We start from the raw sequence: 19,724 nt of genomic DNA on the forward strand, positions 1-19,724 counted from the left end.
CGACCATCGTGGTCGCCGCGGGTGGTGCCCCGGCACCCCAGCCGATCGACGTGCTCAACCAGGCCGCCGCCGTGATGGACGCCGGCGCCGCCGGGATGACCACCGGCCGCAACATCTGGGGCGCCGACGACCCGGGTGCCATGGTGCACGCGCTGAAGGCGGTCATCCACGACGGCACCGATCCCGGTGAAGCGGTGAAGCTGCTCGGCTGAGCCGTCCCCTCGAACGCAAGGAGCCTCAACGATGAGAACCTTCCTCGGACTCGACCTCGGCACGTCCGCCACCAAGGGCGTCATCATCGCCGACGACGGACGAACCATCGCCCGCGCCCGCGCCGCCCACCCGGATTCCCGGCGTGGCGGCGTGGGCCGGGCCGACCCGGCCGCCTGGGAGGAGTCGCTGCTGGCGGTGTGCCGGCAGCTCGGCCCGGAGTTGGAGCAGATCAGCGGCGTCGGCATCGACACCCACTGCCCCACCGTGGTGCCGCTGGGCGACGACGGCTACCCGGTCACCCTGGCGGTCACCTGGGACAATCCGGCGCTGACCCCGTATTTCGCCCACTACAGCCGGCTGCGCTCGACCAAGGCGATCCGCTCCACCGGCAATCACCCGTCCCAGTCCACCTTCGCCGCCGTCGCGTACCACTACCTGCGGGAGGCCGAGCCGGACGCCTTCGACCGGATGGTGACCCTCGGCTTCGCCGGCACCTGGCTTGGCCTGCAACTCACCGGACAGGTCGCCATCGACCCGACCCAGGCGTCCTATTCGGGTGTCTTCGACACCATCGGCTACCAGCCCGGCTGGCTGCCCCGGACGCTGTCCGAGCTGTCCATCGACGCCACGGTGCTGCCGCCGATCCGGCAGCCGATGGACGTGCTGGGCGAGGCCGGCACCGGGTTCGCCGCGCTGGCCGGCATCCCCCGCGGGGTGCCGGTGATCGTGGGTTGCGCCGACACGCCGGCGGCGTCCTACGCCCTGGGCACGTCGCCGGGCACCAACCCGTTCCTGATCATGGGCACCACCCACGTGGTGAACAGCTGCCTGGACGCCCCCGACCTGCGGGCGCGGGCGTTGCAGCGCCGCGGCCTGCGTCCTGGCGAGTGGCTGATCAACGGCGTCACCAACGGCGGCGATTCGCTGGCGGTGGCGGCCACCGTGCTGGGCTTCGGCGGCAAGGAGTCGGCGGTGGCGGAGATCATCCGGCTGGCCGTCACCCTGTCACCGGACGAGGTCGAGTCCGCACCGTTCTACATTCCGCACGTGATGCCCGAACGCGGCCCGTTCTGGTTCGAACAGCCCTGCTCGGGACTGACCGGCATGACCCGGACCACGACCCGGGCCCAGTTGGCCCGAGCCGTGCTGGACGGGGTGATCTTCGCCGACCGGATGGTGCTGGAGGCCACCGTTCCGCCCGGTGACTCCGCGATCTACCTGACCGGGGCGTTCGGCGAGGATCCGGTGCTGCCGCAGCTGCTGGCCGACGCCACCGGACGCCGCTACGACGTCGCCCTGGAACCGGACCTGCCGGCGATCGGCGCGGCGGCGATGTGCGCCGAGGCGGTGCACGCGGTGATCCCGCGGCGGCTGACCACCAGCCGGGTCAAGCCGCGCGCCAAGCGGGTGGCGCGCGCCGAACAACGCTGGCAGCGTTTCCGGGAGGAATGGTCCAAAGTGACCGGACGCGACCCGCTGGCCCCGATCCTGCCCGAACCCGCCCGACCAAGGAGCTGACCCGAATGCCCGCTGCACACCTCTATGTCGCCCGTACCCTCACCGCCGCGGTGATGGACGAGCTGCCCGGCCTGGGCGTCCCGCTGGTGGTCGGTGAGATCGCGCCGCCCACCCGGGAGCGGCTGCTCACCGACGTGGCCGGCGCCGTGGCCGCGATCGTCACCCTCACCGAGCGGATCGACGCGGAGTTCTTCGACGCCGCCGGTTCGCAGCTCAAGGTGGTCGCCAACGTCGCGGTCGGCTTCGACAACATCGACCTGGCCGAGGCGAAGCGGCGAGGCGTGGTGATCACCAACACCCCCGGCGTCCTGGACGACGCCACCGCCGACCACACCGTCGCGATGCTGTTGGCCCTGACCCGCCGGGTGGTGGAGGCGGACCGCTTCGCCCGCAGCGGCGAGCCGTGGATCTGGGGTCCGACCATGATGGTCGGGCTGGACATCAGCGCCGGGGCGACGCTGGGGATCGTCGGCTTCGGCCGGATCGGACGCGCGGTGGCTCGGCGTGCCGCCGCCTTCGGGATGCGGATCGTGACGGCCAGCACCGACCTGGAGCCGGGCACCCAGGTCGCCGGCGTGGACGTGGTGACCCTGCCCGAACTGCTGGCCACCTCGGACGTGGTGTCGCTGCACGTGCCGCTGCTGCCGTCCACTCGGCACCTGATCGACGGCGCCGCGATCGCGTCCATGAAGCCCGGCGCCTACCTGATCAACGCTGCGCGCGGCGGAGTGGTCGACGAGGCGGCGTTGATCGAGGCGCTGCGCTCCGGCCGGCTGGCCGGCGCGGCGCTGGACACCTTCGAGGGTGAGCCGACGATCAACCCGGCGCTGCGCGAACTCGACACGGTGGTGCTGCAGCCGCACATCGCCAGTGCTGGCGACGTCACCCGGGACAATATGTGCCGGCTGGCGGTCCGCAACGTGACCCGGGTGCTGGCCGGCGAGCCGGCCGAGACCCCCGTCCCGCTGCCCTGAAGTCGCGCGGGTCGGGCATAGGGTTGAGGGCATGGTCCACCTCACCAAGATCTATACCCGCACCGGGGACGCCGGCCAGACCCGGCTGTCGGACAACTCCGTGGCCGCCAAGACCGATCTGCGGGTCGAGGCCTACGGCCAGGTGGACGAGGCGAACGCCGCACTCGGCGTCGCGACGTCCCGTGGCGACCTGCCCGCGGACCTGAACGGCGCGCTCAGGCTGATCCAGAACGAGTTGTTCGACGTCGGCGCCGATCTGTCCACGCCGCTGGCCGAGAACCCGCCCTGGGAGCCGTTGCGGATCATCGCGTCCAGCATCGACCGGCTGGAGGGCTGGTGCGACGAGTTCTCCGCCCGGCTCGGCCCGCTGAACTCCTTCATCCTGCCCGGCGGCAGCCAGACCGCCGCCCAGCTGCACGTGGCTCGCACCATCGTCCGGCGCGCTGAGCGCACCGCCTGGCGAGCCGCGCAAGAGTACGGCCTGGACGTCGAGGGCGGGCTGAACTCGCTGGCGCTGACCTACCTGAACCGGCTCTCGGATCTGCTCTTCCTGGCCTCCCGGGTCGCGAACGCCGAGGTCGGCGACGTGCTCTGGGTTCCCGGCACCGACCGGACGCCGGTCGAACCGCGGGCCGCCCGGCGCCGCCAGAAGGCCGCCGAAGGCAACGGCTGACCGACACCGGAGAAGTGGGACGCTGGGGACGGTTCCTTTCGTCCCACTGGTAGCACCAGTGGGACTAAAGGAACCGTCCCCGCCGTGCCACAGGTACTACCAGTGGGACGAAAGGAACCGTCCCCGTCGTACCGATCGACGACCGCCGACCTCAGTCCGGGGACGCCGGGGAGGGCCGGTAGCGCATCCCGGGGGGTGCCGCCTCCAGCCAGCTCAACAGGCCGGTCATGGAGTCCGGCGCCATCGCCAGTTCCACCTCGTCCGGGGTGCCCTGGATGCCGACGATCCGCTGGTCCTCCAGCAGTTCGGCGGCCTCGCGGGCGTCCGGATCGCGTTGCTCGCCGGCCTTCACCAGGCCGCGGTCGAAACGCCGGCTGGGCCACAGCGACAGTGAGAAGGCCGGAAACCACTGCAGTTCATGACCCCGATAACGCGCGACTCCGAGCACCCAGCGGGTGCCCGGAGTTTGGTTTCCGTGTCGATAGCTACAGGCGAAAGCGCCGCCGGCGCGGGATAGCCAGCGCCGCCGCAGCCAGATCCCGCCGACCGCGCCGAGCAGGGCGACGAAGGCGATGATCAGCACCACTTCGACCGTGCCGATCACATCCATCCTCGTACCCTCCCCGTACGCGGCCGTGTCAGGAAGCCTGTTGGGCCTTCCTGGCTACGGCGATCTGAGCCCGGGCCCGGTCATGGTGCTGCCGGGTCTCCTCGCTGGTGTCACCCAGTTCGCGTTTCTTCCGAGCGTCCCAGAACTCGCGTTCCGCCTCCGGTAAGGAGATCTCGTGGGCCAGCCGGCCGTACTGGGTGAGCAGCGCGACCCGGTTGTCCGCCACCGAGATGAAGCCCTCGTCGATGGCGATCAGTTCACGCTTGCCGTCCGCGGTCAGCACCTCCGCGGCACACGGCACCAGCACCGCAAGCAGTGGCTCGTGGTTGGGCAGGATGCCGATGTCGCCCTCGCTGGTGCGGGCGATCACCGACAGTGCCTCACCCTCCCAGATCCGGCGATCGGCGGCCACCACGTCGACGAACAGGACGTCGCCTTCGGCCACGATCAGCCCTCCTTCTGGATCCGGTCCCAGTTCTCCATGACCATGTCCATGCCGCCCACGTTGAAGAAGGCCTGCTCGGCGACGTGGTCGACCTCGCCGTCGCAGATCATCTTGAACGATTCGATGGTGTCGGCCAACGGAACGGTGGAGCCCGGCACATTGGTGAATTTGGTCGCCATGTAGGTGTTCTGGCTGAGGAACTGCTGGATCCGGCGAGCCCGGCCGACGAGGATCTTGTCCTCTTCGGAGAGCTCGTCGACGCCGAGGATGGCGATGATGTCCTGGAGTTCCTTGTTGCGCTGCAGGATCTGCTTGACCCGGGTGGCGGTGTTGTAGTGGTCCTCGCCGATGAACTGCGGATCGAGGATCCGGCTGGAGCTGGTCAGCGGGTCGACCGCCGGGTAGAGGCCACGGGAGGCGACCTCACGGGACAGCTCGGTGGTGGCGTCCAGGTGGGCGAAGGTGGTCGCCGGGGCCGGGTCGGTGTAGTCGTCGGCCGGCACGTAGATCGCCTGCATCGAGGTGATCGAGTGACCCCGGGTCGAGGTGATCCGCTCCTGCAGCTGGCCCATCTCGTCGGCCAGGTTGGGCTGGTAGCCCACCGCGGACGGCATCCGGCCGAGCAGCGTGGAGACCTCGGAGCCGGCCTGGGTGAAGCGGAAGATGTTGTCGATGAAGAGGAGCACGTCCTGCTTCTGGACGTCGCGGAAGTACTCCGCCATGGTGAGCGCCGACAGCGCGACCCGCAGACGCGTGCCCGGCGGCTCGTCCATCTGGCCGAAGACCAGGGCGGTCTGGCCGAAGACGCCGGCGTCCTGCATCTCGTGGATGAGGTCGTTGCCCTCACGGGTGCGCTCGCCGACGCCGGCGAAGGTGGAGACACCGCCGTGGTTGCGCGCGACGCGGGCGATCATCTCCTGGATGAGGACGGTCTTGCCGACGCCCGCTCCGCCGAAGAGGCCGATCTTGCCACCCTGGACGTAGGGGGTGAGCAGGTCGATGACCTTGATGCCGGTCTCGAACATCTGGGTCTTCGGCTCGAGCTGGTCGAAGGCCGGCGCCTTGCGGTGAATGCCCCATCGCTCGGTGATCTCGACCTTCTCGCCGGGCTCGAGGTTGAGGATGTCGCCGGTGGCGTTGAACACCTTGCCGAGCGTGACGTCGCCGACGGGGACCGTGATCTGGTCGCCGGTGTCGGTTACGGCCTGGCCGCGGACGAGGCCGTCGGTCGGCTTGAGCGAGATGGCGCGGACGACGCCGTCGCCGATGTGCTGGGCGACCTCGAAGGGCAGCACGGTCTCGCCGGGCTCGTCGTCGCCGACGAGGTCGACGGTCGCCTCGAGCTTGTTGTAGATGTCGGGCATCGCGTCGACGGGGAACTCCACGTCGACGACCGGGCCGATGACGCGGACGATCCGGCCGGTGGCCGTCCCGGTGGGGGCGGTCTCTTCAGCGGTTGCAGTCATGTTCTCAAACCTTCTCGTAGATATCAGTCGTTCGCGGAGTTGGCGTCAGCAAGCGCGTTGACGCCTCCGACGATCTCGCTGATTTCCTGGGTGATGCCGGCCTGACGGGCCTGGTTGGCGATCCGGGTGTACTTCTTGATGAGCTCGGTGGCGTTGTCCGTCGCCGACTTCATCGCCTTCTGACGGGCGGCGAGCTCGGACGCGGCGGCCTGGAGCAGCGCGAACCAGATCCGGCTCTCGACGTACGCCGGCAGGAGCCCGTCCAGGACCTGCTCGGCGCTCGGCTCGAACTCGTAGAGCGGCAGCACGTCGCCCTCGGCGGGCGGCTCGATGCTCTCGACCACCTCGAGCGGCAGCAGGCGCAGCGCCGTCGGCTTCTGGTTGAGCATCGAGACGAACCGCGTATAGACGAGGTGGACCTCGTCGACGCCGCCCTCGGACTCGGAGCCAGCCAGGAAGGCCGCGACGAGCGTCTCGCCGATCTCGTTGGCCACGTCGAACGTCGGCTGGTCGGAGAAGCCCGACCAGACCTTGACCACGGGACGGTTGCGGAACTTGAAGTAGGCCTCCGCCTTGCGCCCCGACACGTAGATGTCGACGCCCAGGCCCTGCTCGGTGAGCCGCGCGACGAGATCCTCGGCCTCGCGGATCACGTTGGAGGAGTAGGCGCCCGCGAGACCGCGGTCGCTGGTGATGACGAGGACCGCGGCACGCGTGGGGTTCTCCGGCTCGGTGGTCAGCGCGTGGTCGACGTTGGAGTACGTCGCCACGGCCGACACCGCCCGGGTCAGCTCACGCGCGTACGGAGCCGCGGCACTGGCCCGCTGCTGCGCCTTGATGATGCGCGAGGCGGCGATGAGCTCCATGGCGCGCGTGATCTTCTTCATCGACTCGGTCGATCGGATCTTCGCGCGGTATTCACGCAGTGAAACTGCCATTGGTCGTCAGACTCCCTCGTCAGCGCTTCTGCTTGACGATCTGCTCCTGCTCGACCTCGTCGTCCTCCAGCGCCTCCGCGTTGGAGGTGCCCGGCTTGATCGAGCCGCCCTCCGAGGTCTCGAACTGCGGGAGGAAGTCGTCGTACGCCGCGATGAGCTCGGACTCGGTCGAGTCCTCGAACTTCAGCGTCTCGGCGATGCCGGCGAGGATGCCGGACTTGCCGGACGTGAGGTACTCCAGGAACTCCTGCTCGAACTTGAGGACGTCCTCGACCGGGACCGCGTCGAGGCGGCCCGACGTGCCGAGCCACAGCGAGACGGTCATCTCCTCGACCGAGTACGGCGAGTAGGCCGGCTGCTTCATCAGCGCCATGAGGCGCTGACCGCGGGCGAGCTGCGCCTTCGACGCGGCGTCGAGGTCGGAGGCGAACATGGCGAACGCCTCCATCGCGCGGTACTGCGCGAGGTCGACCTTGAGCGAGCCGGTCACGCCCTTCATCGCCTTGGTCATCGCCGCGCCGCCGACGCGGGACACCGAGATGCCGACGTCGATGGCGGGGCGCTGGTTGGCGGCGAAGAGGTCGGACTGCAGGAAGATCTGGCCGTCGGTGATGGAGATGACGTTGGTCGGGATGAACGCCGAGACGTCGTTGGCCTTCGTCTCGATGATCGGCAGGCCCGTCATCGAGCCCGCACCGAGCTCGTCGGAGAGCTTCGCGCAGCGCTCGAGCAGCCGGCTGTGCAGGTAGAAGACGTCGCCCGGGTAGGCCTCACGGCCCGGCGGGCGGCGCAGGAGGAGCGAGACGGCGCGGTAGGCCTCGGCCTGCTTGGTGAGGTCGTCGAAGACGATGAGGACGTGCTTGCCGTCGTACATCCAGTGCTGGCCGATGGCCGAGCCGGTGTAGGGGGCGAGGTACTTGAAGCCGGCCGAGTCCGATGCCGGGGCGGCGACGATCGTGGTGTACTCCAGCGCGCCGGCCTCCTCGAGGGCGCCGCGCACCGAGGCGATGGTCGAGCCCTTCTGCCCGACGGCGACGTAGATGCAGCGGACCTGCTTGGTCGGGTCGCCGGTCTGCCAGTTGGCCTTCTGGTTGATGATCGTGTCGATCGCGACCGTGGTCTTGCCGGTGGCGCGGTCGCCGATGATGAGCTGGCGCTGGCCGCGGCCGATCGGGGTCATCGAGTCGATGGCCTTGATGCCCGTGGCGAGCGGCTCGTGGACCGACTTGCGGGCCATCACGCCGGGAGCCTGGAGCTCCAGCGCGCGGCGGCCGACGGTCTCGATGTCGCCGAGGCCGTCGATCGGGTTGCCGAGCGGGTCGACGACGCGGCCGAGGTAGCCGTCGCCGACGGCGACGGAGAGGACCTCGCCGGTGCGGCGGACCGTCTGGCCCTCCTCGATCTTGTCGAAGTCGCCGAGCACGACGACACCGATCTCGCGGGTGTCGAGGTTCAGCGCCAGGCCGAGCGTGCCGTCCTCGAACTCGAGGAGCTCGTTGGCCATGGCGGAGGGGAGGCCGCTGACACGGGCGATGCCGTCGGCGGTCTGGGCAACCGTGCCCACCTCCTCCGTGCTGGCCGCCTCCGGCTTGTAGTCGGCGACGTACTTCGCCAGCGCGTCCCGGATCTCGTCGGGACGGATGGACAGCTCCGTCATGTCGGTGCCTTCTCTCTTCTACGAATGGTGAGTCTGGGGTCAGCTCGCGGCAGTGCCTATGCCCGGCCGGCGGAGCCGGCCAGGGTACGCTGCGCGTCGTCGAGCCTGCTGGCGATCGAGCCGTCGATGACGTCGTCACCGATCTCGACCTTGATCCCGCCGACGACCGCGGGGTCGACCAGCGTGTTGAGGTGGATCTCCCGGCCGTACTGCCGCGCCAGCGCAGCGGCCAGGCGGGTCTCCTGCTCGGGGGTGAGGGGCGCCGCCACGCGGACCGTCGCCACGCCCTCGTCGCGAACGCCGGCGGCCACCTTCTGGTACGCCGCGAGCGCGACCGTCACGGTCCGGTAGGTGCCGCCGAGCGCCTGCTTGGCGAAGGCCACCGTCGCCGGCAGCGCCTTGCCCGCGAGGAGGGACTCGACGAGCGCCTCCTTGTCGGCCACCGAGCGGGTCGGGTCCGACAGCGCGTCGCGCAGCTCGGGGCTCTCCTGCACCGCGCGCTCGACGCTGAACAGCTCGTCGACGAGCGTGTCGGCGCCGGTGCCGGTCGAGCGCGCCAGGGCCACCTCGCCGAGGTGCTCCAGCGCGTCGGGAAGGTCCCCGCCGTGGGTCCACCGGCGCCCGACCGCCGAGGTCAGCACCGACAGCGCGCCCTCGGGCAGCTTGCCGCCGAAGAGGTCGCGGACCAGGCCCTGCTTGGCCGCCGCCTCGATCGAGGCGTCGGTCGCGAACCGGCGCAGGGCCGGCTCGGCGCGCAGCGTCCGCGAGGCCGCGAAGAGGCCGGCGGCGGCCTCGGACAGCGCAGCGTCACCCGACACGTCGCCGGAAAGCTCGTTCGTGAGCGCGGCGACCGCGTCGGCGGAGGCTCCCCGGAAGTCCATCAGGCCTCGCTACCCTCGAGGTCGGCCAGGAAGCGCTCGACGATGCGGCTCTGGCGAGCCTCGTCCTCGAGGCTCTCGCCGACGATCTTGCCGGCCAGGCCGGTGGCCAGGCTGCCGACCTCGGCCCGCAAGGACGTGATGGCCTGCTGGCGCTCGGCCTCGATCTGCGTCTTGCCGTGCTCGACGATGCGCGAGGCCTCGGCCTGGGCCTGCTCACGCAGCTCGGCCACGATCTCGGCGCCCTGCGCGCGCGCCTCCTCGCGGATGCGCGCAGCCTCGTGCCGAGCGTCGGCGAGCTGCTGCTCGAGCTCGGCCAGCTTGGCGTCGGCCTCGGCCTGCTTGGACTCGGCCGCGGCGATGCCCCCCTCGATCGCCTCGGTGCGCTCGGCGTAGGCCTTCTCGAAGTTCGGGATGACGAACTTCGCGAACGCGAACACGAGGATCGCGACGACGATGAAGCCGAGGATGATCTCGGGAACGTGCGGGATCAGCGGGTTCGGCTCCTCGGCCGTCTCCTCTGCCGCCGCCAGGACAAACGTCGTGAACATGGATATCTCTCAGACTCCCCGAGGGGGATCAGGGCTTGAGAACGAACGCCAGGGCGAGCGAGATGATGAAGAACTGCTCGGCGAGGACGAAGCCGAAGATGGCGATGCTCTGCAGCCGGCCCTGGGCCTCGGGCTGACGGGCCACGCCGGCGACGTACGCCGCGAAGATCAGGCCGACGCCGATGGCCGGGCCGATGGCGGCGAGGCCGAGGCCGATCATGTTGAGGGTGCCACCCATGGTGGGTTTCCTTTCAGTTGGTGACGAGCGATCAGTGCTCGTCAGCGATGGCGCTGCCGATGTACATGGCCGACAGCAGAGTGATGACGTAGGCCTGCAGGAACATGACCAGCATGTCGAGGAAGCTGACCCCGATGCCGATCACGAACGACAGGACACCGGCGGTGACCCCGAGAGCGCTGGGGTCGTAGTGCTGGATGAGGTAGGCGCCGCCGACGGAGAAGAGGGCGAGCAGCAGGTGGCCGGCGAACATCGTCGCGAAGAGACGCAGCGCGAGCGTGAACGGCCGGACGATGATGTTGGAGAAGAACTCCAGCGGGATCAGCATGATCAGGATCGGTCCGCTGATGCCGGCGGGCACGGTCTGGTGCTTGAGGTAGCCGAGGAAGCCGTGCTTGACGATGCCGACGACGTTGTAGGTCAGCCAGATGATGATGGCGAGCGCGGCGGTGTAGCCGATGTGCGACATCGTCGGGAACTGGATGAACGGGATGACGCCGTAGAAGTTGTTGATCAGGACGAAGACGAAGATCCCGAAGAGCAGCGGGACGAAGCGCATGTAGTCGTGGCCGCCGATGGTGTCGCGCGCGATGGTGTTGCGCACGAAGCCGTAGACGTACTCCCCCGCGAACTGGAGACGGCCCGGGACGACCGCCGCCTTGCGCGACATGGCGTAGAAGAGCGCGAACGCGATGACTCCCGAGAGCACCACCAGCAGCATCGGCTTGGTGACGTCGCCGAAGATGGCGGGCAGCTCGAAGTCCGACGGGCCGGGGGTGTGGAACTCCTCGGCGTGGATCGTCGTGGCGGGCAGGCTCACGCGGTCTCCTCGTTCTGTGCTTGGGGGCCGGTCGGGTGCGAAAGATAGCAGGCAGGGACCCTCACGAGGCATTCGCCCCGGAGAGGTCGAAGAGCGGGATCCGCTCCTTGCGGACGAAGAACCCGAAGGCGGTCGTCCAGACGACGGTGACGGCGATCAGGGCGACCGCGCACCAGGTCAGCTGGGGGTCCCCCACGACGGCCGAGACGATCGCGAGGGTCGCGAGCAGGAGGCCGCCCTGCGCCGTGAACACGCACAGCGCGGCGAGCAGCGAGGCGGCCGGAGAGACGCTGGCCACGCGCACGACGAGCCAGGTGCCGGCGCCGAGCACCACGACGGTGACGAGACCACCGACCGCCGCGCCGGCCGCTCCGGACGCGCCGGCGACGAGGGCGGCGACCACGATCGCGAGCACCAGCGGAGCCACCGACCACGAGAGCGCGCCGCGCAGCACGAACGTGCGCGTTGTCTCGGTCGTCATCGTCGGGCGGCCGTTTCTCTCAGCGGTGATCAAGGGGCTCGTCGCACCCTACTCGGGGTGCTTGTGAAAACTAGCACAAGCGGTGTCCGGCGCCTCAATTGATCGATCAAGGGCCGGCGTCGATGCGCGGCACGACGAAGGTGAGCGCCAGGGTCACCGCGAGGCCGGCGGCGAGGACGGTCCACATCAGCGGACCCGCGAAGAGGCTGGCGAAGGCGGAGCCGAACGCGATGAGCGCGGCCCACAGCCACATGATGAGGACGGCGCGGCGCTGGCTGTGGCCGATCTCGAGCAGGCGATGGTGCAGGTGCTGCTTGTCGGGCGCGAAGGGCGAGCGGCCGGCCCGGGTCCGGCGTACGACGGCGAGCACGAGGTCCGCCAGCGGCACGATCAGGATGAGGAGCGGCAGGGCCAGCGGGAGGAAGGTCGGCAGCAGGCTCGACTGCGACCCCGCGGCGCCCTGGGAGAGCTGGCCGGCGGTGAACTGGCCGGACAGGTTGATCGCGCTCGCCGACAGGACCAGGCCGATGAGCATGGAGCCGGAGTCGCCCATGAAGAGACGGGCGGGGTTCCAGTTGTGCACCAGGAAGCCCGCGCAGGCGCCGGCCAGCGCGATGGAGAGCAGCGGCGGCGCGCTCGCCAGCGCGAGGTCGTTGACCCGGCTCAGGGTGTAGGAGAACGTGAAGAAGGCCAGCGCGCCGATCCCCACGACGCCGGCCGCCAGGCCGTCGAGGCCGTCGATGAAGTTCACCGCGTTGACGGTGGCGATGACCATGAGGCCGGTCAGCAGGGCGCCCTGCGTGGGATCGAGGGAGAGCTGTCCCTGCCCGCCGGTCGGGAACCAGTAGTACTGGATGCCGAGGCGGATGAGGATCGCGACGGCGATCACCTGGCCGCCGAGCTTGGTGAGGGCGTCGATCTCGAAGATGTCGTCGACCACGCCCACGAGGCAGATCACGGCGCCCGCGATGAGGACCGCTCCCGCGTCGTGGATGGTGAAGGTGCTGTTCGAGACGAACGGCACCTGGCGTGCGACCAGGAAGGCGGCGAGGAGGCCGCCGTACATCGCGACGCCGCCCATGTAGGGGATGGGCTCGTCGTGCACGTCGCGGTCGCGGACCCGCGCGACGGCCCCGGTGCGGAGCGCGATCTCCCGCGCGACGACGGTCAGCAGGTAGGTGACCGCCGCGGCGACGAGGAAGATGAGGAGGAAGGCCCTCATCCACGCCCCCCGCGACGGCGCGAGCGTGGCGAGTGGCTTCGTGGGGCGGTCACGTGCCGGCGGCCTCGCCGGCGTCGATCGCCTCACCGTGCTCGGCGAGCACCCGGTTGAGGTCGTCGACGCTCAGGGCGCCGAGGCGCAGGAGCCGGGGGGTGGCCGAGGTGGCGTCGACGATCGTGGACGGGGCGTCGGAGTCGCCGGGGGTGGCGCCGTCGTCGAGGATCACCGCGACCTTCTCCCCCAGCATCGCCTCCGCCTGCTCGGCGTCGGTGGCGGCCGGCTGGCCGGTGAGGTTGGCCGAGCTGACCGCGAGCGGCCCGGTGCGCTCGAGCAGCGCCAGGGCGACCGGGTGGTCGGGGACGCGGATCGCGACCGTGCTCTTCGTCTCGCCGAGGTCCCACTTCAGCGAGGTCTGCTCGCGGCAGACGAGCGTGAGCGGACCCGGCCAGAAGGCCTCGGCGAGGCCACGCGCCCAGGCCGGGACGGCCGTGGCCAGGGCGTCGAGGGTGGTCGTCTCCGCGACGAGGACCGGCGGTGGCATCGTCCGGCCGCGGCCCTTGGCGTCGAGCAGGGCCTGGACTGCCTTCGGGTTGAACGCGTCGGCCCCGACGCCGTAGACGGTGTCGGTCGGCAGCACGACCAGCTCGCCCTTGATCACCGCGTCGGCGGCCGCGGTGACCGCCTCCTCGCGGGCCTGGCTGAATTCGGTGGACAGTCGCGTCGCCATGGCACTCATCGTGCCAGTCTCGCCGTCACGAAGCGCGGACGGCCCGCCAAGTCCTCGTGATCCCGGATGTCGGTCCAGCGACCGGCCGAGCCCCCGCGACGCGCGTCGGCGAAGACGCCGGCCGCTCCCCCGTCCGCCGCGGAGGGTCCCTGCTCGTCGGCGTGCTCGGCGCCGAGCACGCCGCCGGGCTTGAGCAGGAGCGCGGCCCGGTCGGCGAGCCGGCGCATCGCGTCGAGGCCGTCGTCCCCGGAGAAGAGCGCGAGGTGCGGGTCGTGGTCGCGCGCCTCGGGAGCGACCGACTCCCAGGCCTCCAGCGGGATGTACGGCGGGTTGCAGACCACCACGTCGACCTGGCCGGCCAGCTCGTCGAAGGCCTCGAAGGCGTCGCCGAGGCGCAGGTCGACCCCGGTGCCCTCCAGGTTGCGGTCCGCCCAGTCGTGGGCGTCGGGCGAGAGCTCCACGGCGTGGACCTCGGCTCGCGGGACCTCGTGGGCGATCGCCTTGGCGATCGCGCCGCTGCCGGTGCACAGGTCGACCACGACCGGCCGTTCGAGGCGGTCGCAGGCCTCGATCGCCCAGCCGGCGAGCAGCTCGGTCTCGGGCCGGGGGACGAAGACGCCCGGCCCGACGGCCAGCTCGACGTGGCGGAAGTGGGCCACGCCGGTGAGGTGCTGCAGCGGCTCGCGCGCCGCCCGGCGGGCGATCAGCGCGTCGAGGGCGCGGGCGTCGGAGTCGGCGACGTCGTCGACCAGGACGAGACTGCCGCGTGGGACGCCGAGGACGTGCGCCAGCAGCGTGCCGGCGTCGTACTCGGGCGAGGAGACGCCGGCCTCGGCCAGCCGCGCGCTCGCCGACGCGAGCAGCGCCCGCCGCCTCATCGGAGGCTCACGCCTCGAGGGCGGCCAGGCGGGCGGCGAGGTCCGCCTCGACGGCCGAGTCCAGCACCGGCGCGAGGTCGCCGTCGAGGACGGCGTCGAGGTTGTAGGCCTTGTAGCCGGTGCGGTGGTCGGAGACGCGGTTCTCCGGGAAGTTGTAGGTGCGGATCCGCTCGGAGCGGTCGACGGTGCGGATCTGCGAGCGCCGCGCGTCGGAGGCGGCCGCGGCGGCCTCCTCCTCGGCGGCGGCGAGCAGCCGGGCGCGCAGGATGCGGAGCGCCTGCTCCTTGTTCTGCAGCTGGGACTTCTCGTTCTGGCAGCTCACCACGATGCCGGTGGGCAGGTGGGTGATGCGGACCGCGGAGTCGGTGGTGTTGACGCTCTGCCCGCCGGGGCCGGAGGAGCGGAAGACGTCGATGCGCAGGTCGTTGTCGTGGATCTCGACGTCGACGCTCTCCGCCTCCGGCATCACGAGCACGCCGGCGGCGCTGGTGTGGATCCGCCCCTGGGACTCGGTCACCGGCACCCGCTGGACGCGGTGGACGCCGCCCTCGAACTTGAGCAGCGCGTAGGGAGCCTTGCCCGGCTCGGGGGTGCCCTTGGCCTTCACCGCGACGGTGACGGACTTGTAGCCGCCGAGGTCGGACTCGCCCGCGTCGATGATCTCGCATCTCCAGCCGACGCGCTCGGCGAACCGGGAGTACATCCGGAGCAGGTCGCCGGCGAAGAGGGCGGACTCCTCGCCGCCCTCGCCGGACTTGATCTCCAGGATCGCGTCCTTGTCGTCGGAGGGGTCGCGCGGGATCAGCAGCCGCTGCAGCCGCTCCGCCGCCGCCTCCCGCTGGGTGCGGAGCTCGGCCGCCTCCTCGGCGAACGACGCGTCCTCGTGGGCCAGCAGGTCGGCGGCCTCGATGTCGTCGCCGAGGCCCTGCCAGTCGCGGTAGGTCGCGATGATCGCGCTCAGCTGCGCGTAGCGGGTGTTGAGCTGCTTGGAGAGACGGGCGTCGGAATGAACCTCGGGGAGACCGAGCCTGCGCTCGATCTCCCCGTGTTCAGCGATCAGCCCTTCGACGGCGTCGAACAGGGCCTTGCCTTACTTCTTGCCGTAGCGCTTCTCGAACTTCGCGACGCGACCGCCGGTGTCGAGGATCTTCTGCTTGCCGGTGTAGAACGGGTGGCACGCGGAGCACACGTCGGCGCGGATGGCGCCGGAGGTGATCGTGCTGCGAGTCGTGAACGAGTTGCCGCAGGTGCAGGTCACCTGGGTCTCGACGTACTCGGGGTGGATGTCGGTCTTCATGGGATTCCTCTCATCGTGGCCCGGGTCCCGCCCGCAGGAGCGGCGGGTGAACCGGTGCCGGAACGGATCAAGTGTAGGAACGCACCCGTACGGCGCCTAATTCCCGGTCGGCGTCCTCGCTCGGCCGGCAGCTCAGACGACGATGCTGAGCAGGAGCGTGAAGACGAGCCCGGACACCGAGAGCACCGTCTCCATGAGCGACCAGGACTTCAGCGTCTGGGGGACGGTGAGCCCGAAGTACTCCTTGACCAGCCAGAAACCGGCGTCGTTGACGTGGCTGAAGAAGACCGAGCCGGCGCCGACGGCGAGGACGACGAGGGAGACCTCGCCGCTGGAGAGGCCGTCCATCAGGCTGGCCATCAGGCCGCTGGCGGTGATGGTGGCGATCGTGGCCGAGCCGGTGGCGAGGCGGATGAGGACGGCCAGCACCCAGGCCATCAGGATGACCGAGATGTTGCGCTCGGTGGCCCAGTCGGCGAGCACGGTGCCGATGCCGGTGTCGATGAGGACCTGCTTGAAGCCGCCACCGGCGGAGACGATCAGGATGATGCCGGCGATCGGCGGCAGGGACCTCTCCAGCGAGGAGCTGATCTGCTCGCGGCTGAACCGGGCGCCCCCACCGAGCGTGAAGATGCCCACGACGACGGCGATGAGCAGCGCGATCGGCGGGTTGCCGAGGATGTCCCAGACGCGTCGGACGCCGTTGTCGGGGTCGTCGATCGCGATGTCGACGATGGCCTTGCCGACCATGAGCGCGACCGGGAGCAGCACGCTGGCCAGGGTGAGCGCGAAGCCGGGGCGGCGGCCCTGCTCGTCCTCGTCGCGGTCGAAGGTGCTCGGCGCCTCGACCTGGACCCAGGTGCCGGCGAGCCGCCCGAACAGCGGGCCCGCGACGATGACCGTCGGGATGGCGACGAGGACGCCGAGCGCCAGCGTGGTGCCGAGGTCGGCGCCGAGGTTCTCGATGGCGAGCAGCGGACCGGGGTGCGGCGGGACCAGCCCGTGCATCGCCGAGAGGCCGGCGAGCGCGGGGATGCCGACGACGATGAGGGAGACCTGGGCGCGGCGGGCGACGAGGTAGATCACCGGCATGAGCAGGACCAGGCCGATCTCGAAGAACATCGGGAGCCCGATGATGGCGCCGATGAGCGCCATCGCCCACGGCAGCATCCGCGGCGAGGCGTGGCCGACGATGGTGTCGACGATCTGGTCCGCGCCGCCGGAGTCGGCGAGCAGCTTCGCGAACATCGCGCCGAGGGCGATGAGCAGGCCGACGCCCGCCGCCGTGGTCCCGAAGGTGGCGGTGAAGGAGGTCAGGACGTCGTTGACGTTCTCCCACGCCACGAGCCCCACGGTGAAGGAGCCGAGGATCAGGGCCAGGAAGGGGTGGAGCTTCAGCGCCATGATGAGGACGACGATCACGGCGATGCCCGCGACCGCGGCGAGCATGAGCTGCCAGCCGGGGGCGACGGGCTCGATCAGGTCGGTGCCGCCGGCGGTGGCGACGCCGGTGTGGACGCCGGCGTGGACGAGGGCGAGGGTGGACATCACTTCTCCTGAGCCGTGGGGGCGGGGACGCGGAGGCCGGCCGAGCGGTCGACGTACTCCTGGACGATGGCGTCGACCGGCTGGGCGACGTCGATGACGAGGCCGCGCTCGTCAGGAGCGAGCGGCTCGAGGGTGGCGAACTGCGAGGTCAGCAGCGAGGCGGGCATGAAGTGGCCCGGGCGGCTGGCCTGCCGCTCGGCGATGACCTCGCGGGTGCCGTGCAGGTGGAGGAAGACCACCTGGTGGGCGTGATGGCGGAGCTGGTCGCGGTACTTCCGCTTGAGCGCCGAGCAGCTGATCACTCCCCCGGTCGCCGCGTGCGCGGCGAGCCACTCCCCGATCGTCTCCAGCCAGGGGTGGCGGTCGTGGTCATCGAGGGGATGACCGGCCGACATCTTCGCGATGTTGGCCGCGGGGTGCATGTCGTCGGCGTCGGCGAACGGCACGCGGAGTCGCTGCGCGAGGGCTGCGCCCACCGAGGACTTGCCGGAGCCCGAGACGCCCATGACGACGATCAGCTGAGGCTGCTGGTGACGCTGCTGAGGAGAGTGCTGCGACGGCTGCGATGTGGTCACCGTCACATCTGACATCAAAAGTCATACTTTTTCAAGTAGCACGATCCAATCATCATCCGATTAGGATCGGCGGCGTGACGGAGCTGCACGGATCAGTGCTCGCCAGCCTGGGGACGGCGATCGTCTCGGGCGAGCGTGCCGAGGGCGAGGTCCTCACGTTGGAGGGCCTCTGCACGGCGTACGCCGTCTCGCGGGGCGTCGCCCGCGAGGCGGTCCGCGTGCTGGAGTCGATGGGCCTGCTCGCCTCGCGGCGCCGGGTCGGGATCACCGTCCAGCCGCGCGCGGCGTGGAACGTCTTCGACCCGAGGGTGATCCGCTGGCGGCTCGACGGCAGCGACCGGGTCGCGCAGCTGCTCTCCCTCTCGGAGCTGCGCACCGGGATCGAGCCGGTGGCCGCGCGGCTGGCCGCGATCCGAGCGACGCCCGAGCAGTGCCGCCGGCTGGCGGTCGCGGTCTCCGACATGACCGTCCACGGCCGGGCCGGCGAGCTCGAGGCCTACCTCGTCGCGGACCAGCGGTTCCACCGCACCCTGCTGGAGGCCAGCGGCAACGAGATGCTGGCCGGCCTCGGCGACGTCGTCACCGAGGTGCTCGGCGGACGCACCCACCACGGGCTGATGCCCGACCGTCCCAACCCCGAGGCGATCGCGCTGCACGAGGCGGTCGCGCTCGCCGTACGCAACCAGGACGCGGCCACCGCCGAGCGGGACATGCGCTCGATCATCGAGGAGGCGGCGGCCGCGATGGCCGAGCTTCGGGACTAGGGTGTGGCCCTAGATCTCGGCGGGAGTGGTGTTCTGCACCTGCATCAGGAACTCGATGTTGCTCCGCGACTTCCTCAGGCGCTCCAGGAGCAGCTCGACCGCCTGCTGGTGGTCGAGGTTGGAGAGCACCCGGCGCAGCTTCCAGACGATCTGGAGCTCCTCCTCGCTGAGCAGCAGCTCCTCGCGGCGAGTGCCGGAGGCGATCGGGTCGATCGCCGGGAAGATCCGCTTCTCGGCGAAGTCGCGGCGCAGCCGGATCTCCATGTTGCCGGTGCCCTTGAACTCCTCGAAGATCACCTCGTCCATCTTCGAGCCGGACTCGACGAGGGCCGTGGCGAGGATGGTGAGCGAGCCGCCGTTCTCGATGTTGCGGGCGGCGCCGAAGAACTTCTTCGGCGGGTAGAGCGCGGCGGAGTCGACGCCGCCGGAGAGGATCCGGCCCGACGCGGGGGCGGCGAGGTTGTAGGCCCGGCCGAGCCGGGTGATGCCGTCGAGGAGGACGACCACGTCGTGGCCGAGCTCGACCAGCCGCTTGGCCCGCTCGATGGCGAGCTCCGCGACGATCGTGTGGTCCGAGGCGGGGCGGTCGAAGGTCGAGGCGATGACCTCGCCCTTGACCGAGCGCTGGAAGTCGGTGACCTCCTCGGGGCGCTCGTCGACGAGCACGACCATGAGATGGCACTCGGGGTTGTTGGTGGTGATCGAGTTGGCGATCGACTGCAGGATCATCGTCTTGCCGGCCTTCGCCGGTGAGACGACCAGGCCGCGCTGGCCCTTGCCGATCGGCGCGGCGAGGTCGATCACGCGGCCGATGAGGTTGTCCGAGCCGGTCTCCATGCGGAGCCGCTCGTGGGCGTAGAGCGGGGTGAGCTTGGCGAACTCGACCCGGCTGGAGGCCTGCTCGGGCGGCGCGCCGTTGACCGAGTCGATCCTCACCATCGGGTTGAACTTCTGCTTGTTCTCCCCCTCCCGCGGCTGGCGGACCTGGCCGGCGATGGCGTCGCCGCGGCGCAGGCCGAGCTTGCGGACCATGTTGAGGGAGACGTAGACGTCGTCGGGGCCGGGCAGGTAGCCGCTGGTGCGGACGAAGGCGTACTGCTCGAGCACGTCGAGGATGCCCGCGGCCGGCACGAGCACGTCGTCCTCGCGGACCTCGGTGTCGACCTGACCGCCGGCCGGGCGGTTGGGCCGGTCGCGGTCACGCCCGCGGCGGCGGCGGTTGCGGCGGCTGCCGCCCTCCTCGCCCGCGTC

22 protein-coding genes and 1 pseudogene are annotated in these 19,724 nt (G+C 70.5%); 5 read left to right on the forward strand and 18 right to left on the reverse strand.

Annotation, left to right across the window (positions count from 1 at the left end):
* The 4 genes and pseudogenes from QM572_RS06240 to QM572_RS06255 form a co-directional block, all read left to right on the forward strand.
* A pseudogene (locus QM572_RS06240) lies at positions 1–212 on the forward strand (3-hydroxy-5-phosphonooxypentane-2,4-dione thiolase LsrF); the annotation flags it as partial.
* A gap of 31 nt (positions 213–243) precedes the next feature.
* A complete protein-coding gene (locus tag QM572_RS06245; RefSeq protein ID WP_415091162.1) occupies positions 244–1,731 on the forward strand; it encodes a xylulokinase in 1,488 nt (495 codons plus the stop codon).
* 5 nt (positions 1,732–1,736) lie between these two features.
* Positions 1,737–2,705, forward strand: coding sequence for a 2-hydroxyacid dehydrogenase (locus QM572_RS06250; protein ID WP_415091164.1), 969 nt, complete (start codon positions 1,737–1,739; stop codon positions 2,703–2,705).
* A gap of 31 nt (positions 2,706–2,736) precedes the next feature.
* The gene (locus tag QM572_RS06255) at positions 2,737–3,378 is read left to right on the forward strand and encodes a cob(I)yrinic acid a,c-diamide adenosyltransferase (RefSeq protein ID WP_415091166.1); all 642 of its coding nucleotides are present in this window, start codon (positions 2,737–2,739) and stop codon (positions 3,376–3,378) included.
* 151 nt (positions 3,379–3,529) lie between these two features.
* On the opposite strand, the gene QM572_RS06260 is transcribed toward QM572_RS06255, so the two are convergent.
* The 17 genes from QM572_RS06260 to QM572_RS06340 all read right to left on the reverse strand — a co-directional run bounded on the left by QM572_RS06260 (position 3,530) and on the right by QM572_RS06340 (position 17,640).
* Positions 3,530–3,988 (reverse strand): DUF2550 domain-containing protein, encoded by a 459-nt coding sequence (locus QM572_RS06260; protein WP_415091168.1) that lies wholly within the window; start codon positions 3,986–3,988, stop codon positions 3,530–3,532.
* Between the two features lie 28 nt (positions 3,989–4,016).
* Positions 4,017–4,433 (reverse strand): F0F1 ATP synthase subunit epsilon, encoded by a 417-nt coding sequence (locus tag QM572_RS06265; RefSeq protein ID WP_415091169.1) that lies wholly within the window; start codon positions 4,431–4,433, stop codon positions 4,017–4,019.
* Positions 4,434–4,435: 2 nt separating this feature from the next.
* Positions 4,436–5,899: a F0F1 ATP synthase subunit beta gene (gene atpD, locus QM572_RS06270; RefSeq protein WP_415091171.1), complete on the reverse strand. Its 1,464-nt coding sequence runs from the start codon at positions 5,897–5,899 to the stop codon at positions 4,436–4,438.
* A 23-nt stretch (positions 5,900–5,922) separates the two neighbouring features.
* Complete coding sequence (locus tag QM572_RS06275) at positions 5,923–6,837, reverse strand: F0F1 ATP synthase subunit gamma (RefSeq protein WP_415091173.1); 915 nt, start codon at positions 6,835–6,837, stop codon at positions 5,923–5,925.
* A 19-nt stretch (positions 6,838–6,856) separates the two neighbouring features.
* The gene (gene atpA / locus QM572_RS06280; RefSeq protein WP_415091175.1) at positions 6,857–8,494 is read right to left on the reverse strand and encodes a F0F1 ATP synthase subunit alpha; all 1,638 of its coding nucleotides are present in this window, start codon (positions 8,492–8,494) and stop codon (positions 6,857–6,859) included.
* Positions 8,495–8,550: 56 nt separating this feature from the next.
* On the reverse strand, positions 8,551–9,375 hold the full coding sequence (locus tag QM572_RS06285) for a F0F1 ATP synthase subunit delta (RefSeq protein WP_415091177.1): 825 nt from the start codon (positions 9,373–9,375) through the stop codon (positions 8,551–8,553).
* Complete coding sequence (locus tag QM572_RS06290; protein WP_415091179.1) at positions 9,375–9,923, reverse strand: F0F1 ATP synthase subunit B; 549 nt, start codon at positions 9,921–9,923, stop codon at positions 9,375–9,377. Before QM572_RS06290 ends, QM572_RS06285 begins: the two co-directional genes overlap by 1 nt.
* A gap of 28 nt (positions 9,924–9,951) precedes the next feature.
* Positions 9,952–10,161, reverse strand: a complete 210-nt coding sequence (locus tag QM572_RS06295; RefSeq protein WP_227782961.1) for an ATP synthase F0 subunit C — start codon at positions 10,159–10,161, stop codon at positions 9,952–9,954.
* 31 nt (positions 10,162–10,192) lie between these two features.
* Complete coding sequence (atpB, locus tag QM572_RS06300; protein WP_415091181.1) at positions 10,193–10,981, reverse strand: F0F1 ATP synthase subunit A; 789 nt, start codon at positions 10,979–10,981, stop codon at positions 10,193–10,195.
* Positions 10,982–11,042: 61 nt separating this feature from the next.
* On the reverse strand, positions 11,043–11,462 hold the full coding sequence (locus QM572_RS06305; protein WP_415091183.1) for a hypothetical protein: 420 nt from the start codon (positions 11,460–11,462) through the stop codon (positions 11,043–11,045).
* A gap of 106 nt (positions 11,463–11,568) precedes the next feature.
* Entirely contained in the window at positions 11,569–12,684 is a 1,116-nt protein-coding gene (locus QM572_RS06310) for a glycosyltransferase family 4 protein (RefSeq protein WP_415091185.1), read from the reverse strand.
* A 49-nt stretch (positions 12,685–12,733) separates the two neighbouring features.
* Positions 12,734–13,411 (reverse strand): L-threonylcarbamoyladenylate synthase, encoded by a 678-nt coding sequence (locus QM572_RS06315; RefSeq protein WP_415091187.1) that lies wholly within the window; start codon positions 13,409–13,411, stop codon positions 12,734–12,736.
* A gap of 5 nt (positions 13,412–13,416) precedes the next feature.
* On the reverse strand, positions 13,417–14,289 hold the full coding sequence (gene prmC / locus QM572_RS06320) for a peptide chain release factor N(5)-glutamine methyltransferase (RefSeq protein WP_415091189.1): 873 nt from the start codon (positions 14,287–14,289) through the stop codon (positions 13,417–13,419).
* A gap of 7 nt (positions 14,290–14,296) precedes the next feature.
* Positions 14,297–15,370, reverse strand: a complete 1,074-nt coding sequence (gene prfA / locus QM572_RS06325) for a peptide chain release factor 1 (RefSeq protein WP_415091198.1) — start codon at positions 15,368–15,370, stop codon at positions 14,297–14,299.
* A 9-nt stretch (positions 15,371–15,379) separates the two neighbouring features.
* Entirely contained in the window at positions 15,380–15,586 is a 207-nt protein-coding gene (gene rpmE, locus QM572_RS06330) for a 50S ribosomal protein L31 (RefSeq protein ID WP_415091191.1), read from the reverse strand.
* A 132-nt stretch (positions 15,587–15,718) separates the two neighbouring features.
* Positions 15,719–17,035: a GntP family permease gene (locus tag QM572_RS06335; RefSeq protein ID WP_415091200.1), complete on the reverse strand. Its 1,317-nt coding sequence runs from the start codon at positions 17,033–17,035 to the stop codon at positions 15,719–15,721.
* A 98-nt stretch (positions 17,036–17,133) separates the two neighbouring features.
* Entirely contained in the window at positions 17,134–17,640 is a 507-nt protein-coding gene (locus QM572_RS06340) for a gluconokinase (protein ID WP_415091202.1), read from the reverse strand.
* A 143-nt stretch (positions 17,641–17,783) separates the two neighbouring features.
* On the opposite strand from QM572_RS06340, the gene QM572_RS06345 reads away from it, so the two are divergent.
* Positions 17,784–18,473: a FadR/GntR family transcriptional regulator gene (locus QM572_RS06345; protein ID WP_415091193.1), complete on the forward strand. Its 690-nt coding sequence runs from the start codon at positions 17,784–17,786 to the stop codon at positions 18,471–18,473.
* Between the two features lie 9 nt (positions 18,474–18,482).
* On the opposite strand, the gene rho is transcribed toward QM572_RS06345, so the two are convergent.
* A partial coding sequence (gene rho, locus QM572_RS06350; RefSeq protein WP_415091195.1) for a transcription termination factor Rho occupies positions 18,483–19,724 on the reverse strand: 1,242 nt, incomplete at its 5' end.

The sequence above is a fragment of the Nocardioides sp. genome (assembly GCF_047607365.1).
Classification (GTDB): Bacteria; Actinomycetota; Actinomycetes; order Propionibacteriales; family Nocardioidaceae; genus Nocardioides.